The following is a 13,914-nucleotide window of genomic DNA, read 5'->3' on the forward strand; positions in this document are numbered from 1 at the left end:
CGGCTACTTCCGTTGCGGATGCCAAGATAATAGTTAACTTTCCTAAATGCTAGAGGACGACCACATGGGTTCCCCGCGCCTGCCCGGCACACCCCGGCTGCTGCGAGCGCTCAACGACCGGGCGGCGCTGGAGCTGCTCATCGCCCGCGGACCACTCACCCGGGCGCAACTCGGCGAGCTGACCGGACTGTCCAAAGTGACGGCGTCGCAGCTGGTCGAGCGACTGGAAGGGCGCGGGCTGGTCACCCGGGTCGGCGAGCAGGCCGGAGGCCGGGGCCCCAACGCCCAGCTGTACGCCGTACAGCCGGCCAGCGCGCACGTCGTCGGAGTCGACGTCGGACCGGACCGGGTGGTGGCCGCCTGCGCCGACATCACCGGATCGGTGATCGGCCGGGTCGAACAGTCCACCAGGGACACCGACGACCCGGTCGGTGTGGTGCACAACGCGGTCGTGCAGGCCGCCAGCAGCGCCGAGACCCAGCTGGCCAGCGTACGGCGGGTGGTGCTGGGCACCCCCGGCCTGGTCGACCCGGCCAACGGCGACATCACCTTCGCGTACAACCTGCCGCGCTGGCACCGCGGCCTGCTCGCCGCCCTGCGCGAGGACCTGGACACCACCGTCGTGTTCGAAAACGACGTCAACCTCGCCGCAGTCGCCGAGGCACACGCCGGCGCCGCCCGCGACGTGCCCGACTTCGTGCTGGTCTGGGCCGGCGTCGGGGTCGGCCTGGCGATCATGCTCGGCGGCCGGCTGCACCACGGCAGCACCGGCGCGGCCGGTGAGATCGGCTACCTGCCGGTGCCCGGCGCACCGATCACGCGCGACGTCTCCCGCCGCGCCAAGCCGGCCTTCCAGCAGCTCGCCGGTGCCGACGCGGTCCGGGCGGTGGCCCGCGAACACGGGTTCCGGGCGGCCAGCGCGGGCGACACGGTGCGGGCCGCGATCGCCGCCGGCACCCGGGGCGGGCCGTTGCTCGACGAGCTGGCCCGCCGGCTCGCGCTCGGCGTCGCCAGCAGCTGCGTGGTGCTCGACCCGCCGCTGGTCGTGCTGACCGGCGAGGTCGGCCAGGCCGGTGGCAGCGCCCTGGCCGAACGGGTGCAGCACGAAGTCGCCGCGATCACCCTGGTCGCCCCCCGGGTCGTGGTCACCGAGCTGACCGAGGAGCCGGTGCTGCAGGGTGCCCTGCGGACCGCCCTCGACGCCGCCCGCGACGAGGTCTTCGGATCCACCGTGGCCTGACCCCGGGGACACCCGTCGGGTGGTGCCGGCCACCCCGGCACGGCCAGGTGGGGCGGCACCACCCACGGCGTGATTGGATGGTCCGGTGCCTACCGTTGCTGACGACCTGGTGATCGAGCTCGACTCAGTGGGCGTGACCCGCTCCGGCACGGCCCTGCTGCAGGACATCACCCTGCGGGTGCAGCCCGACCAGCGGTGGGTGGTGCTCGGCCCGAACGGTGCCGGCAAGACCACCCTGCTCAGCCTCGCCGCCGGCCGGCTGCACCCGACGACCGGCACCGTCCGGGTCCTCGACGAGCAGTTGGGGCGCACCGACCTGGCGGAGCTGCGGACCCGGATCGGGCTGACCACCGCCGCGCTCGCCGAGCGGATCCCCGGCACCGAGCGGGTGCTCGACGTGGTGCTGACCGCCGCCTGGTCGGTGGTCGGCCGGTGGCGGGAGCGCTACGACGAGCTCGACGTGGGCCGGGCGCAGGAGCTGCTCGGCCAGTTCGGCGTGGCCGGGCTGGCGCAGCGCGAGTACGGGACCCTCTCCGAAGGCGAACGCAAGCGGGTGCAGATCGCCCGGGCGCTGATGACCGATCCGGAGCTGCTGCTGCTCGACGAGCCGGCGGCCGGGCTCGACCTCGGTGCCCGCGAGGAGCTGGTCGGCCGGCTCGGGGTCCTCGCCCAGGACCCGGATTCCCCGGCGTTGATGCTCGTCACCCACCACGTGGAGGAGATCCCGCCGGGCTTCACCCACGCCCTGCTGCTGCGCGGCGGCACCGTCGTCGCGGCCGGCGAGTTGGCGGCCACGATCACCGGCGAACACCTGTCGGAGACGTTCGGTGTGCAGCTGGTCGTCGAGCGGGCGGGCCAGCGGTTCACCGCCCGGGCCGGCTGAGCGGAGGACGTGGTGACAGCGCCGCGGATCGCGGTGGTGGGCAGCGCGAACATGGACCTGGTCGCGACCGCGCCGAGACTGCCGTCGCCGGGGGAGACTCTGCTCGGCACCGACTTCGTCACGGTGCCCGGCGGCAAGGGCGCCAACCAGGCGATCGCGGCGGCCCGCGCCGGTGGCGACTGCGTGTTCCTCGGCGCGGTCGGCTCGGACGCGTTCGGCGTCACCCTGACCGGCCGGATCGCCCGGTCCGGGGTGGACACGAGCCAGCTGCGGGTGGTGTACGGGCCGTCCGGCGTCGCGGTCGTGATGGTCAACGCGGCCGGCGAGAACGCGATCGTCGTCACCCCGGGCGCCAACGCGGCGTTCCGTGGGCTCACCGAGCCGGAGCTGGCGGCGGTGCGCGACGCCGACGTGCTGGTGGCGCAGTTGGAGATCCCGCTGGAGACGGTGCTGGCCGCCGCGGCGGCGGCTCGCGGTGCGGGCACCAGGGTGATCCTCAACGCCGCCCCGGCGCGCGAGCTGCCGGCCGAACTGCTCGACGCGGTGGATCTGCTGGTGGTCAACGATGCCGAGGCGCGGGCGGTCGTCGGCGCCGGGCGGGAGGACCCGGCGGCGCTGCTGACGGTGGTCCGTCGGGCGGTGCTCACCCTGGGTGCCGAGGGTGCCTGGTTCGCCGACCGCGACGGTACGGTGCACCACGTGCCGGCCTTCCCGGTCGAGACGGTGGACTCCACCGCCGCCGGTGACGCGTTCACCGGCGCGCTCGCGGTCGCCTGGGGCGAGGGGCGGGACCTGGTGTCCGCGGTCCGGTGGGCGTCGGCGGCCGGTGCGGCCTGCGTACGCCGGTTGGGGGCCTCGGTGTCGTTGCCGCAGCGCGCCGAGATCGACGCCCTGGCCGGCTGACCGCCCGCCCGCCCGGCCACGCCTGGTCGGTCTACCAACAGACCGCTGATCACGAACCGCCGGTGCCGGGTGGCGCGGATGCGGGATCATCGAGACATGCGAGTCATTCTCAACCTGCTCTGGCTCATCTTCGGCGGCGGCATCGTGCTCGGCCTCGGGTACGCGGTGGCAGCCCTCGTCTGCTTCGTGCTGATCGTCACGATCCCGTTCGGGGTGGCGTCGCTGCGGTTGGCCTACTACTCCCTCTGGCCGTTCGGCCGGACGCTGGTCGCGAAGCCGGGGGCGGGGATCGGCTCCGGGCTGGCGAACATCCTCTGGGTGGTGCTGGCCGGCTGGTGGCTGGCGCTCACCCACATCGTCACCGGCGTGACGCTCTGTCTGACGATCATCGGCATTCCGTTCGGCATCGCCAACTTCAAGCTGGTGCCGGCGGCGTTCTGGCCGCTGGGCCGGGAGGTCGTCGACGTCGAGGACCTGCGTCGACCGGTGCTGGTCCACGCCTGACCCAGCCGGCCAGCGAGTCCCTGCCCGGTGCCGGTCAGGCGATCGGCACCGGCGCTGACCCGCACTGATCAGTCGGCTTCGCCGGCCGGACCGCTGCGTCCGGCGAGTCGTTCGTAGCGCTGCCGGGCAGCCTGCGCGGTGCCCAGGCCGAGCCCGAAGGCGATCGCCTGCCAGGTGAGTCCCCGGCTCCGGGCGGCCTCCAGCAGGCCCAGTTCGACGGCGTCGAGGTCGGCGCGGACCGGGGCGACCAGGGTCAGTGCCGCGATCAGGTCGCTGACGTCCAGCTCCGGCTCGTCCGGGTCGGCCTTGGCGCCGCCACTGGCCAGGCTGAGTGCCAGCCGTACCGCCTCGTACGGGTCGACCACCTGCGGGTGCAGATGGCGGTGCCGCCGCGCGGTGGTGTCGGCGTGCCGCTCAGCGATCCGGAGCAGGGCAGCGTGCCGGCGGTGCGCCCGCGACTGCGCCGCGTCGGGCGGGGTGAACAGGTCGTCGGTGGTCACAGTGTCGACTCAAGCACGCCAACGCACCGATGTCAACTCAACGTTTTCAACAGAACGTTTAGCAATCGTGTTGCTCCGGTCAGGGGGTCGGGCGGCCGGTCAGGACCCGGGGACCGGACGGTGTGATGGCGACGGTGTGTTCGGAGTGGGCGGTACGGGAGCCGTCAGCGGAGCGGATCGTCCAGCCGTCCTCGTCGTACCTGATCTTGTTGGTGGAGTGGCAGAACCAGGGCTCGATCGCGATGGTCAGGCCGGGGTCGAGCCGCATACCACGGCCGGCGCGGCCGGTGTTGGCGACGTGCGGGTCCTCGTGCATCGTGCGGCCGATGCCGTGACCGCCGAACTCGCCGTTGACGCCGTAGCCGTACGAACCGGCGACGTCGCCGATCGCGGCGCAGACGTCGCCGAGCCGGCCGCCGGGCTGGGCGGCGGCGATCGCCGCCGCGAGGGCGACCTCGGTCGCCTCGATCAGCCGCAGATCGGCCGGATCGGGGGTGCCGGCGATGACGGAGACCGCGGAGTCGGCCACCCAGCCGTCGATGCCGACCGCCATGTCGATGCTGAGCAGGTCACCGTCGCGCAGCACGTAGTCGTGCGGGAGGCCGTGCAGCACCGCGTCGTTGACCGACAGGCACAGCACGTTGCGGAACGGACCGCGGCCGAACGACGGGGCGTAGTCCCAGTAGCAGGACTCGGCGCCGCGTTCGGCGATCCGCCGCCGGGCGTGGTGTTCGATGTCCATCAGGTTGACGCCGACTGCGGCGACACCGCTCAGCTCGGCGAGCAGTTCGCCGACGAACTGGCCGGTGATCGCCATCCGGTCGATCTCCTGGGCGGACTTGAGCTCGATCACGACAGACTCCCTCTCCCTCTGTGGTATTTTTATACCACGCCGAATCGAGGGCGCTCCGGAGGGCTATCCTGCTGGGCATGGTTCGCCAACCACTCACCGCCGAACAGATCGCCGCAGGCCAGCGACTCGGCGCCGCGCTGCGGGTCGCGCGGGCCGGCCGCAGCCTCGTCGAGGTGGCGCTGGCGGCCGGGATCTCCCCCGAGACGCTGCGCAAGATCGAAGCGGGCCGGCTTCCGGCACCGGCGTTCGGCACCGTGGTCCGGCTCAGCCAGGCCCTCGACGTCCCCCTCGGTGACCTGGCCGACGTCTGGCTGGCCGAGATGCCCGTCCGCCAGGCGTCCTAGCGCTGGCCTGGCGCTCACTCACCCGACGGCAGGGCCTCGTCCTCACCGAGCCGGTCCGCTCCCCGGCGGCGCAACATCCGCAGACCTGGGATGCCGGCCACCGCCAACTTCAGGTCCCGGGTCACCTCCAGCAGGTCGTGGATGTCCGGCCCGACCCGGTCCAGGGTGGCCAGGATCGGCAGCACGTCGGCCTTGAGGTGCTGGGTCAGCCGGGGCAGCTCGTCGACCAGCCGGACCGCCGCGTCCACCTCGTCCTCGCTCAACTGCTCGACGAAGTGCCGGGCCATCGGGGCACCCCGGCGCAGCGCCGGCTCGTACTCGCCGATCAGCTCGACCGACCGGTCGGCGATCTCCTCGCTGCGCCCCACCACCCGACTGGCCCCCACCGCTACCCGGTCGGCATCGGTGAGCAGCGTCTGCGCGGCGGCCGCCACCCGGGTCGCGGCCGCCACCGCGTCGGTCGCCGCCGTGGCGATCGCCTCCACCCGTAGCGTCGCCTCCTCCGCCTCCGCGACCACCCGCTCACTGCGGTCGAGCAGCACCTCGACCCGGTCGACCACGGTGCCGACCCGTTGCACCAGAGCCTCGATCTCATCCAGTACGGCGAACGCGCGCGACGGCACGGCGGCGTACTCGGAGGTGAGCCGGCCCATCCAGGTCGCCACCTCACCGGCCTGGCCGGTGGCCCGTCCGGCCGCGCCGGTCACCGCACCGGCGACCTGCCCGACGGTGGATCTGGTCAGTGCGATGAGACTCGCCGGAGACGGCAGCGGGAGCGGCATCTCCCTATTGTGCGGTGCGCCGGCCACCACCGCTGGCGCGCCGGTCGGCACCGCCGGGCGTGGGCCGGGGTAGCGCCCGGCGGGCCGGAGCGGCCCGGACCGGAGCAGGCGCTTGCGACGCCAGTGCGGCCTCGACCGCACGGCGCAGCGCGCGATGGATGCGTCCCACCCGCAGCGCGTCCCGGTCGGACACCAGCAGCACCGGAGCGCCCCGTACGTCGGCCCAGAGTTCGAGCAGGTGCGCGCCCCGGTCGTAGGAGTCGTCGAGCAGCCCGAGCAGCAGGTCCGCGATCGGGATGATGACCAGCCCGACCAGGATCGATCCGCCGATCAGCGCGATGGTGACGGTCGGCGAGGCGTCGATGGTCAGCGCGGTGACCAGGCCGAGGAGCGCGGTCGCCACCGGGGCCAGGAAGGCGACGCCGACCATGCCCCGGCCGGCCAGGGCGCTCCACGAGCGGGCACCCCGCCGCTGCCAGATCCGGTGCACCTGGGTGAGCGGATGTCGGTGCTGGTCCACCCGGATCTCTGTGGAGGTGATCCGTACGGATTTGTCATCGTAGTAGGTGGTCATCCGCCTGCCCTCCCTCACGTTGTGGATCACGTTACCCACTCTCCGGTGTTCCCCGTAGGCTGTCCCAGAACGCGACGTCGATGGGGAGGTCCGCCGTGCCGGAGTTGGTGCTGGTCGAGGTCGAGCAGGGGATTGCCACCATCCGGCTGGCCCGGCCGCCGATGAACGCGCTCAACGCGGCGGTGCAGGAGGAGTTGCGCGAGGCCGCGCGTACCGTCGCCGACGACGAGCGGGTGCGCGCCGTCGTGGTCTACGGCGGTGAGAAGGTCTTCGCCGCCGGGGCCGACATCAAAGAGATGGCCGACATGTCGTACGTGGACATGGCGGCCCGCGCGGCGCAGCTGTCCAGCGCGTTCGACGCGGTCGCCCGGATCCCGAAACCGGTGGTCGCCGCGATCACCGGCTACGCCCTCGGCGGCGGCTGTGAGCTGGCCCTGGCCTGCGACTGGCGGGTGGTCGCCGAGGACGCCAAACTCGGCCAGCCGGAGATCAAGCTGGGGGTCATCCCCGGTGCCGGCGGCACCCAGCGGTTGGCTCGGCTGGTCGGCCCGGCCCGCGCCAAGGACATCATCCTGTCCGGACGGATGGTCGCCGCCGCGGAGGCCGAGCGGATCGGCCTGGCCGACCGCGTCGTCCCGGCCGACCAGGTGTACATGGCGGCACTCGACATGGTGCGACCGTTCGTCACCGGCCCGGCCCAGGCTGTCAGGGCGGCCAAGCTGGCCATCGACGGGGGCCTGGAGATGGACCTCGCCTCCGGCCTGGCCTGGGAGAGCCAGCTGTTCGCCGGCCTGTTCGCCACCGACGACCGCACCGAGGGGATGGCGGCGTTCGTCGCCAAGCGCAAGCCCGACTTCACCGGTCGCTAGCCCGTACCGGCCCTCGACCGACCCCTCCGCCGTACCCCGACCGGCTTGGTGTCGGCGGTGCCGGACGCGCGTGGGTGCCGGGCTAAGTGACTGAGCGGTAACCTGCTCGGGGGTGCGCCGGCCGGGCGGGCCCGGGGCGACGGGAGGCATCGACGATGGTGGAACGGATCGAGGGACACGGCGGGACGTTGGCACTGGCCGCCGCGCAGGCGTACGGCGTACGTGAGCTGTTCACCCTCTCCGGTGGCCACATCTTCCCGCTGTACGACGCCGCGCACGCCGCCGACTTCCCGATCTACGACGTACGGCACGAGCAGACCGCCGTCTTCGCCGCCGAGGCGGTGGCGAAACTGCAGCGCCGCCCCGGGCTCGCCGCACTCACCGCGGGCCCCGGCGTCACCAACGGCATCTCCGGTCTGACCAGCGCCTTCTTCAACGCCGCGCCGGTGTTGGTGCTCGGTGGCCGGGCACCGGCGTTCCGCTGGGGGTCGGGCAGCCTGCAGGAGATCGACCACGTACCGCTGGTCGCCCCGGTCACCAAGCACGCCGCCACGGTCGCCGCGACGGACGACGTACCGGCCGCGGTCGGTGCCGCGCTGTCCGCCGCGCTCGCCCCGCACCGCGGCCCGGCCTTTCTCGACCTGCCGCTGGAGGTGATCTTCTCGACCGCCGAGGTGACCGCGCCGACCGCCGCCGCGGTGCCGGTGGTCGAGCCCGACCCGGACGAGGTCGCCCGCGCGGCCCGGCTGATCGCCGCCGCCGACCGTCCGGTGATCGTCGCCGGCTCCGACGTGTACGCCGGGGACGCCGTCGCGGCGTTGCGGGAGGCCGCCGAGGCGCTGCAGGTGCCGGTCTTCACCAACGGCATGGGGCGTGGGTCGCTGCCGCCGGGGCACCCGCTGGCCTTCGCGAAGGCGCGGCGGGTCGCGTTCGGCCGGGCCGACGTGGTGGTCGTGATCGGCACCCCGCTGGACTTCCGGCTCAGTTTCGGTGACTTCGGCACCGCCCAGGTGGTGCACGTCGTCGACGCGCCGGGCCAGCGGGCGACCCACGTGCAGCCGGCCGTTTCGCCCGCCGGTGACCTGCGGCTGATCCTGTCCGCGTTCGCCGACCACACCGGCGACCGGGCCGACCACACCGGCTGGCTGGCCGACCTGCGCGCCGCCGAGGAGCAGGCCCGGGCGCGGGACGCGGCCGAGCTCGCCGCCGGGTCCGACCCGATCCGCCCGTCGCGGATCTACGGCGAGCTGCGGGCGGTGCTCGACCCGGACGCCGTGACCATCGGCGACGGTGGTGACTTCGTCTCGTACGCCGGCCGTTACCTGGAGCCGTCGGTGCCGGGCAGCTGGCTCGACCCCGGCCCGTACGGCTGCCTGGGCACCGGGATGGGCTACGCGATGGGTGCTCGGCTCACCTACCCGGACCGGCAGGTCTGCGTGCTGATGGGCGACGGTGCAGCCGGCTTCTCGCTGATGGACGTCGAGTCGCTGGCCCGGCAGAAGTTGCCGGTGGTGATCGTGGTCGGTAACAACGGCATCTGGGGGCTGGAGAAGCACCCGATGCGCGCCATGTACGGCTACGATGTCGCCGCCGACCTGCAGCCGGGGCTGCGCTACGACGAGATAGTCGGGGCGCTGGGCGGCGCGGGGGAGACGGTGACCAAGGCCGGCGACATCGGTCCGGCGCTGCGCCGGGCCTTCGACGCCGGGGTGCCGTACCTGGTCAATGTGGTGACCGACCCGGAGGACGCCTATCCGCGTTCGTCGAACCTGGCCTGACCCCTGGTCGGAGTTGGCCTGAGCGCTGGTCGGACCTGGCTCTGAGAGGTCGCCGACCCCGGTCTGGTCGGCAAATGCTTGGCGGAATGTCGGTCCTGTCGTTCATTGTGGGTCTGCAGACAAACGACAGGAGTGAGGATGTCGCACGCGATCTGGGCCGAGGGCCTGGTCAAGCGGTTCGGCGCGACGACCGCGTTGGCCGGGGTGGATCTCGCGGTCCGTACCGGCACCGTGTTCGGCCTGCTCGGTCCGAACGGTGCCGGCAAGACGACTGCGGTCCGGGTGCTCGCGACCCTGCTGCGGCCGGACGCCGGGCACGCCCGGGTACTGGGCTTCGATGTGGTCGGCCGGGCTCACCAGGTCCGTCAGTCGATCGGACTGACCGGGCAGTACGCCTCGGTCGACGAGACGCTGACCGGCGTGGAAAACCTGATCATGATCGGTCGGTTGCTGGGGTCGTCCCGGCGGGACGCGCGCTCCCGTGCCCGGCAACTGCTGGCCGAGTTCCAACTCACCGACGCCGCCGATCGCGCGGCCAAGACCTATTCGGGCGGTATGCGCCGCCGGCTCGACCTGGCGGCCAGCCTGGTGGGACGGCCACAGGTGCTGTTCCTCGACGAACCGACCACCGGGCTGGACCCGCGCAGCCGCAACGAGCTGTGGGAGCTGGTCCGTGGGCTGGTCGCCGGTGGCGTGACGGTGCTGCTCACCACCCAGTACCTGGAGGAGGCCGACCAGCTGGCCGACGAGTTGGCCGTGGTCGACCACGGTCGGGTGATCGCCGGCGGTACGCCGGAGGAGCTGAAGGCCAAGACCGGTGCCCAGGTCCTCGCGGTGCGCCCGACCGATCCGAAACAGTTGCCGACGGTGCTGACCGCGCTGCGGGAGCTGTCCGGCAACGAGCCGTCGTTGGCTCAGACCACGGTGACGGTGAGCACCGCCGATGCGGACCTGCTGCCGGCGGTGGTCCGCCGACTCGACGAGTCCGGGGTGAAGGTGGGTGAGCTGGCGTTGCGCAGCTCAAGCCTGGACGAGGTCTTCCTGTCGCTCACCGGCCACCGGGCCGATCCGGGCTCCGGCGGATCGCCGACCGGCACCGGTTCTGCGACCGGCCCCGGCGGCTCGGAGACCGGCTCCGGCGAGCGCCCGACACCGGCGACCGGGCCGGCCGGTACGGGAGCACAGCCGACCGCCGACACCATGGAGGGAATCCGTTGACCGCCACCACCGCCACCACGTCCGAGCTGTCCGGGCGGCACCAGTGGGTCAGCCCGGTGGCCGGGCTGCGGCACACCCGCACCCTGGCCTGGCGGAGCCTGGTGCAGATCAAGCACAATCCATTGGAGCTGCTCGATCTCAGCGTCCAGCCGCTGATGTTCCTGCTGCTGTTCACTTACGTGTTCGGCGGCGCGATCGCCGGCACGCCGGGGGACTATCTGACCTTCGCGTTGCCGGGAATCATCGTGCAGAACGCCCTTTTCGCGACGATGACCACGGGGTTCGGGCTGAACACCGACCTCACCAAGGGGGTGTTCGACCGGTTGCGGTCGTTGCCGATCGCCCGGTGGGCGCCGCTGGCCGGGCGGATCCTGGCCGACACCGTCAAGCAGGCCTGGTCGGTGCTGCTGCTGCTGGGTGTCGGGATGATCCTCGGCTACCGGGTCGAAGGTGGTCCGGTCGGCCTGCTCGGCGCGTTCGCGCTGATCCTGGCCTTCACCCTGGCCGCGTCGTGGATCTCGGTGCTGGTCGGGGTGATGGTCAGCGAGCCGGAGAAGGTGCAGATCTTCGGCTTCATGGTGATCTTTCCGCTGACCTTCACCAGTAACGCATTCGTGCCGACCGAGACTATGCCGGGCTGGCTTCAGGCCTGGGTCGAGGTCAACCCGGTGACGATCCTCGCCGACGGCCTGCGTGGCCTGCTCAGTGGCGCGCCCGCCGCCGGCCCGGTCGGCTTCTCGCTGCTCTGGGCAGCCGGCATCGCGGCGGTGTTCGCGCCGCTGGCGCTCGCCCGGTTCAAGCGCCGGGTCTGACCTGACCACCCTCCGGGCGGGCCGCTCGGGTTGCCCGGGTCAGGCGCCTGACTCGGGCCGGCGGTCCTCCCGGGGGTCTGCGGCGTCCCGGCGGCGCAGGTCGTCCTCCCGGCGGCGCAGGTCCTCCTCCCACCGTTCGAAGAGCTCGCGATCCTGCTTCGACCTTTCGGCGTCGAGCGCGCGCAGGAACTCGGGATCGTCGTCGGGGGCCGTCGGACGGTTGCGCGGTGGCGGGGTACCGGTCGGTCTGGGGACGCCGCCGAGCGGTGACGGGCTGCCGAAGCCGGGCCGGCGGCTGAGGAACCAGGCGGCCGGCCCGAGGAGTGGGATGACGATGATGACCGGCACCCAGAGCAGGCGCGGCAGGGCGCGGACGTCACCTTTCTCCGCTGAGAGGCAGCTGATCAGCGCCACCGCCATGAGCACGACGTGGAGCATGAAGAGCAGGATGAACACGCGGGCCATCCCGCAATGATGCCCCGCCTGGCGGGCTCAGCCTAGTCAGCTGAGGATCAGGATGGCGCCGAGCGCCGCGTAACCGGCGGTGACCAGCCCCAGCAGGGGCACCTCCGTGCTGATCTGTCCGGCTGCCGGACGTCGTGGGCCGCTGGCGTGCCGGTAGGCGTGGCCGATCAGCCCGGCCCAACCGATCACCGCGAACAGACCGAGCAGCGTGGCGGCTCCGCCCCGCTCGACGGCCAGCCGCATGGTGAGCGCCACCACCAGGGTGAGCGCCAGAGCCGACCGCCGCCAGGCCAGCCGGGTCCGTTCGGGCTGCAGACCGGGGTCCCGGGCCGGCGGTCCGTGCTCGCGGGCCGGCGGGTCGGTGGGATCAGCCACTGGCCGCCTCGACCAGCACGACGATGGTCAACGCGGTGGCACCGACACCGACACACATCGCGAGGAACGCCGGAAACCGGGACGCCGGTAGGTCGGTGCCCAACCGCATGGCCCGCTCGGTACGGGACCAGTGGTCGACCGCCCGCAGCGCGACGGTCCCGCCGAGCAGCAGCAGGGTCACCGCCAGCCCTTCCCGAAGGTGGGCCACGGACAGCTCAGGCAGGAACTGCGCGATGGCCAGCCCGCCGGCGACCAACGCCAGGGCGGTCCGGATCCAGGCCAGGAAGGTCCGCTCGTTCGCCAGCGAGAACCGGTAGTCGGGCGCGGTGCCGACCCGGCGCAGCTGCTGGGGATCGAACCACCGGCGCAGCGCACTCCACACGTGGATCATTATCGCCGACTAGACTCACCGTCTGTGGCCGAGCTGACCGATGACGAGCGCAGCACACTGAAGACCGGTGCTTTCGGTGCCGTCTACCTGGTGTCGGCTGCGGACCCGGGGCTGGTGTCGATGGTCCGGGAGAGCTTCGCTGCCTCGGACGTGTTCGCCGGGACGTCGGGTCTGGTGAACGACGTGCTGACCAGCGGCGAGTTGCCCAAGTTGGCACGGGACACGCCGGAGGCGGTGGAGCAGTTGGTGCTGCCGGCGCTGCGGCAGTCGGTGGCGGTGCTCACCGCGAAGGCCCCGCACGACCTGGAGCACTACCGGTCGGCGGTGACCGAGGCGGTCGACCGGGTAGCGCGGGCCGCGTCCGGGGTCGACCCGGCGGAGACGGCGATGATCTCCAAGATCAGGCAGGCGTTGGCCACTCCCTCCTGACCGGTCCGTCCCCCTGCTGACCAGGGCGGTCGTACGGTCCGGCCGGCCCGTCGGTGGGGCCGTTTGGCCCTTGGCTACTTGCGGGTAACATGGCGGGTGGGGCATTCCACAGCGGTGCTCGGTTGACCGATCGTTAAGGAAAGCGGCAGGCTGCGCCGAGAGTGGTAGAGCAGCACCACCTACAGGAGGGGTGTCGAAGCGCGATGAACATCGTCGTACTCGTCAAGCAGGTGCCCGATTCCGGCGCGGAACGCGCCCTGCGCGGTGACGACAACACCGTCGACCGCGGGTCGGCCAACAACGTGATCAATGAGATGGACGAGTACGCGATCGAGGAGGCGCTGCGGCTGCGGGAGGCCAACGGCGGTGAGGTGACCATCCTCACCATGGGCCCGGACCGCGCGGCCGAGTCGATCCGCAAGGCGCTGTCGATGGGGCCGGACAAGGCGGTGCACGTCGTCGACGACGCCCTGCACGGCTCCTGCGCGGTCGCCACCTCCAAGGTCCTCGCCGCGGCGCTCGGCACCCTCGGGGCGGATCTGATCCTCTGCGGTGCCGAGTCCACCGACGGGCGGGTGCAGGTGATGCCGCACATGCTCGCCGAACGGCTCGGCATCGCCGCCCTGACTGGCGCCCGCAAGCTGACCGTCGACGGCGGCACGCTCACCGTCGAACGGCAGAGCGAAGAGGGCTACGAGGTGGTCAGCGCCGCCACCCCGGCGGTGGTCTCGGTGTGGGACACCATCAACGAGCCGCGCTACCCCTCGTTCAAGGGGATCATGGCGGCGAAGAAGAAGCCGGTGCAGAGCCTGTCCCTGGCCGATCTGGGGGTGGCCGCCAGCGAGGTCGGCTTCGACGGGGCGACCAGTGAGGTCGTCGAGCACCACAAGCGCCCACCACGGTCGGCGGGGCAGAAGGTCGTCGACGACGGCGAGGCCGGCGTACGGCTGGTCGAGTTCCTGGCGTCCGAGAAGTTCGTGTGAGCGGGGAGGTT

At 72.3% G+C, this 13,914-nt stretch carries 18 protein-coding genes; 11 read left to right on the forward strand and 7 right to left on the reverse strand.

Annotated elements, in window-relative coordinates; all coding sequences use genetic code 11:
- The first annotated feature begins 64 nt into the window (after nt 1–64).
- The 4 genes from O7610_RS00250 to O7610_RS00265 all read left to right on the forward strand — a co-directional run bounded on the left by O7610_RS00250 (nt 65) and on the right by O7610_RS00265 (nt 3,530).
- On the forward strand, nt 65–1,240 hold the full coding sequence (locus O7610_RS00250; RefSeq protein WP_289212418.1) for an ROK family transcriptional regulator: 1,176 nt from the start codon (nt 65–67) through the stop codon (nt 1,238–1,240).
- A gap of 73 nt (nt 1,241–1,313) precedes the next feature.
- Nucleotides 1,314–2,123: an ABC transporter ATP-binding protein gene (locus O7610_RS00255; RefSeq protein WP_502959067.1), complete on the forward strand. Its 810-nt coding sequence runs from the start codon at nt 1,314–1,316 to the stop codon at nt 2,121–2,123.
- A 12-nt stretch (nt 2,124–2,135) separates the two neighbouring features.
- Complete coding sequence (locus O7610_RS00260) at nt 2,136–3,026, forward strand: ribokinase (protein WP_281553759.1); 891 nt, start codon at nt 2,136–2,138, stop codon at nt 3,024–3,026.
- A gap of 96 nt (nt 3,027–3,122) precedes the next feature.
- Nucleotides 3,123–3,530 carry a YccF domain-containing protein gene (locus O7610_RS00265; RefSeq protein WP_289212419.1) on the forward strand — a complete coding sequence of 136 codons (408 nt, stop codon included), beginning with the start codon at nt 3,123–3,125 and terminating at the stop codon, nt 3,528–3,530.
- A gap of 68 nt (nt 3,531–3,598) precedes the next feature.
- On the opposite strand, the gene O7610_RS00270 is transcribed toward O7610_RS00265, so the two are convergent.
- Complete coding sequence (locus O7610_RS00270; RefSeq protein ID WP_281553761.1) at nt 3,599–4,030, reverse strand: DNA-binding protein; 432 nt, start codon at nt 4,028–4,030, stop codon at nt 3,599–3,601.
- Between the two features lie 79 nt (nt 4,031–4,109).
- On the reverse strand, nt 4,110–4,883 hold the full coding sequence (map, locus tag O7610_RS00275) for a type I methionyl aminopeptidase (RefSeq protein ID WP_289212420.1): 774 nt from the start codon (nt 4,881–4,883) through the stop codon (nt 4,110–4,112).
- Nucleotides 4,884–4,960: 77 nt separating this feature from the next.
- Between map and O7610_RS00280 the strand changes: the two genes are divergently transcribed.
- A complete protein-coding gene (locus tag O7610_RS00280) occupies nt 4,961–5,227 on the forward strand; it encodes a helix-turn-helix domain-containing protein (RefSeq protein ID WP_123600369.1) in 267 nt (88 codons plus the stop codon).
- A gap of 14 nt (nt 5,228–5,241) precedes the next feature.
- Here the strand turns inward: O7610_RS00280 and O7610_RS00285 are convergent, their stop codons facing one another.
- Together O7610_RS00285 and O7610_RS00290 are read right to left on the reverse strand one after the other, a co-directional pair.
- Nucleotides 5,242–6,009 (reverse strand): hypothetical protein, encoded by a 768-nt coding sequence (locus tag O7610_RS00285; RefSeq protein ID WP_289212421.1) that lies wholly within the window; start codon nt 6,007–6,009, stop codon nt 5,242–5,244.
- Nucleotides 6,010–6,013: 4 nt separating this feature from the next.
- Nucleotides 6,014–6,583 (reverse strand): DUF6232 family protein, encoded by a 570-nt coding sequence (locus O7610_RS00290; protein WP_281553764.1) that lies wholly within the window; start codon nt 6,581–6,583, stop codon nt 6,014–6,016.
- A gap of 80 nt (nt 6,584–6,663) precedes the next feature.
- Here O7610_RS00290 and O7610_RS00295 point away from each other — a divergent pair, with 80 nt between their 5' ends.
- From O7610_RS00295 to O7610_RS00310, 4 genes are all read left to right on the forward strand, one after another.
- The gene (locus O7610_RS00295) at nt 6,664–7,452 is read left to right on the forward strand and encodes an enoyl-CoA hydratase-related protein (protein ID WP_502959068.1); all 789 of its coding nucleotides are present in this window, start codon (nt 6,664–6,666) and stop codon (nt 7,450–7,452) included.
- 155 nt (nt 7,453–7,607) lie between these two features.
- Nucleotides 7,608–9,230, forward strand: coding sequence for an acetolactate synthase (locus O7610_RS00300; RefSeq protein ID WP_281553766.1), 1,623 nt, complete (start codon nt 7,608–7,610; stop codon nt 9,228–9,230).
- Between the two features lie 138 nt (nt 9,231–9,368).
- Entirely contained in the window at nt 9,369–10,448 is a 1,080-nt protein-coding gene (locus O7610_RS00305; RefSeq protein WP_289212422.1) for an ATP-binding cassette domain-containing protein, read from the forward strand.
- Nucleotides 10,445–11,260 (forward strand): ABC transporter permease, encoded by an 816-nt coding sequence (locus O7610_RS00310; RefSeq protein ID WP_281553768.1) that lies wholly within the window; start codon nt 10,445–10,447, stop codon nt 11,258–11,260. Before O7610_RS00305 ends, O7610_RS00310 begins: the two co-directional genes overlap by 4 nt.
- Nucleotides 11,261–11,299: 39 nt before the next feature.
- Here O7610_RS00310 and O7610_RS00315 read toward each other — a convergent pair whose 3' ends face one another.
- The 3 genes from O7610_RS00315 to O7610_RS00325 are packed head-to-tail and all read right to left on the reverse strand — an operon-like array spanning nt 11,300 to nt 12,482.
- Entirely contained in the window at nt 11,300–11,725 is a 426-nt protein-coding gene (locus O7610_RS00315) for a PLD nuclease N-terminal domain-containing protein (protein ID WP_281553769.1), read from the reverse strand.
- 36 nt (nt 11,726–11,761) lie between these two features.
- The gene (locus O7610_RS00320; protein WP_281553770.1) at nt 11,762–12,100 is read right to left on the reverse strand and encodes a DUF202 domain-containing protein; all 339 of its coding nucleotides are present in this window, start codon (nt 12,098–12,100) and stop codon (nt 11,762–11,764) included.
- Entirely contained in the window at nt 12,093–12,482 is a 390-nt protein-coding gene (locus O7610_RS00325; protein WP_281553771.1) for a YidH family protein, read from the reverse strand. The genes O7610_RS00320 and O7610_RS00325 overlap by 8 nt, the downstream gene beginning before the upstream one ends.
- Before the next feature lie 33 nt (nt 12,483–12,515).
- On the opposite strand from O7610_RS00325, the gene O7610_RS00330 reads away from it, so the two are divergent.
- A complete protein-coding gene (locus O7610_RS00330) occupies nt 12,516–12,920 on the forward strand; it encodes a hypothetical protein (RefSeq protein WP_278167647.1) in 405 nt (134 codons plus the stop codon).
- A gap of 203 nt (nt 12,921–13,123) precedes the next feature.
- On the forward strand, nt 13,124–13,903 hold the full coding sequence (locus tag O7610_RS00335) for an electron transfer flavoprotein subunit beta/FixA family protein (RefSeq protein ID WP_281553772.1): 780 nt from the start codon (nt 13,124–13,126) through the stop codon (nt 13,901–13,903).
- Nucleotides 13,904–13,914 lie beyond the last annotated feature (11 nt).

Source organism: Solwaraspora sp. WMMA2065 (assembly GCF_030345075.1).
GTDB lineage: Bacteria > Actinomycetota > Actinomycetes > Mycobacteriales > Micromonosporaceae > Micromonospora_E.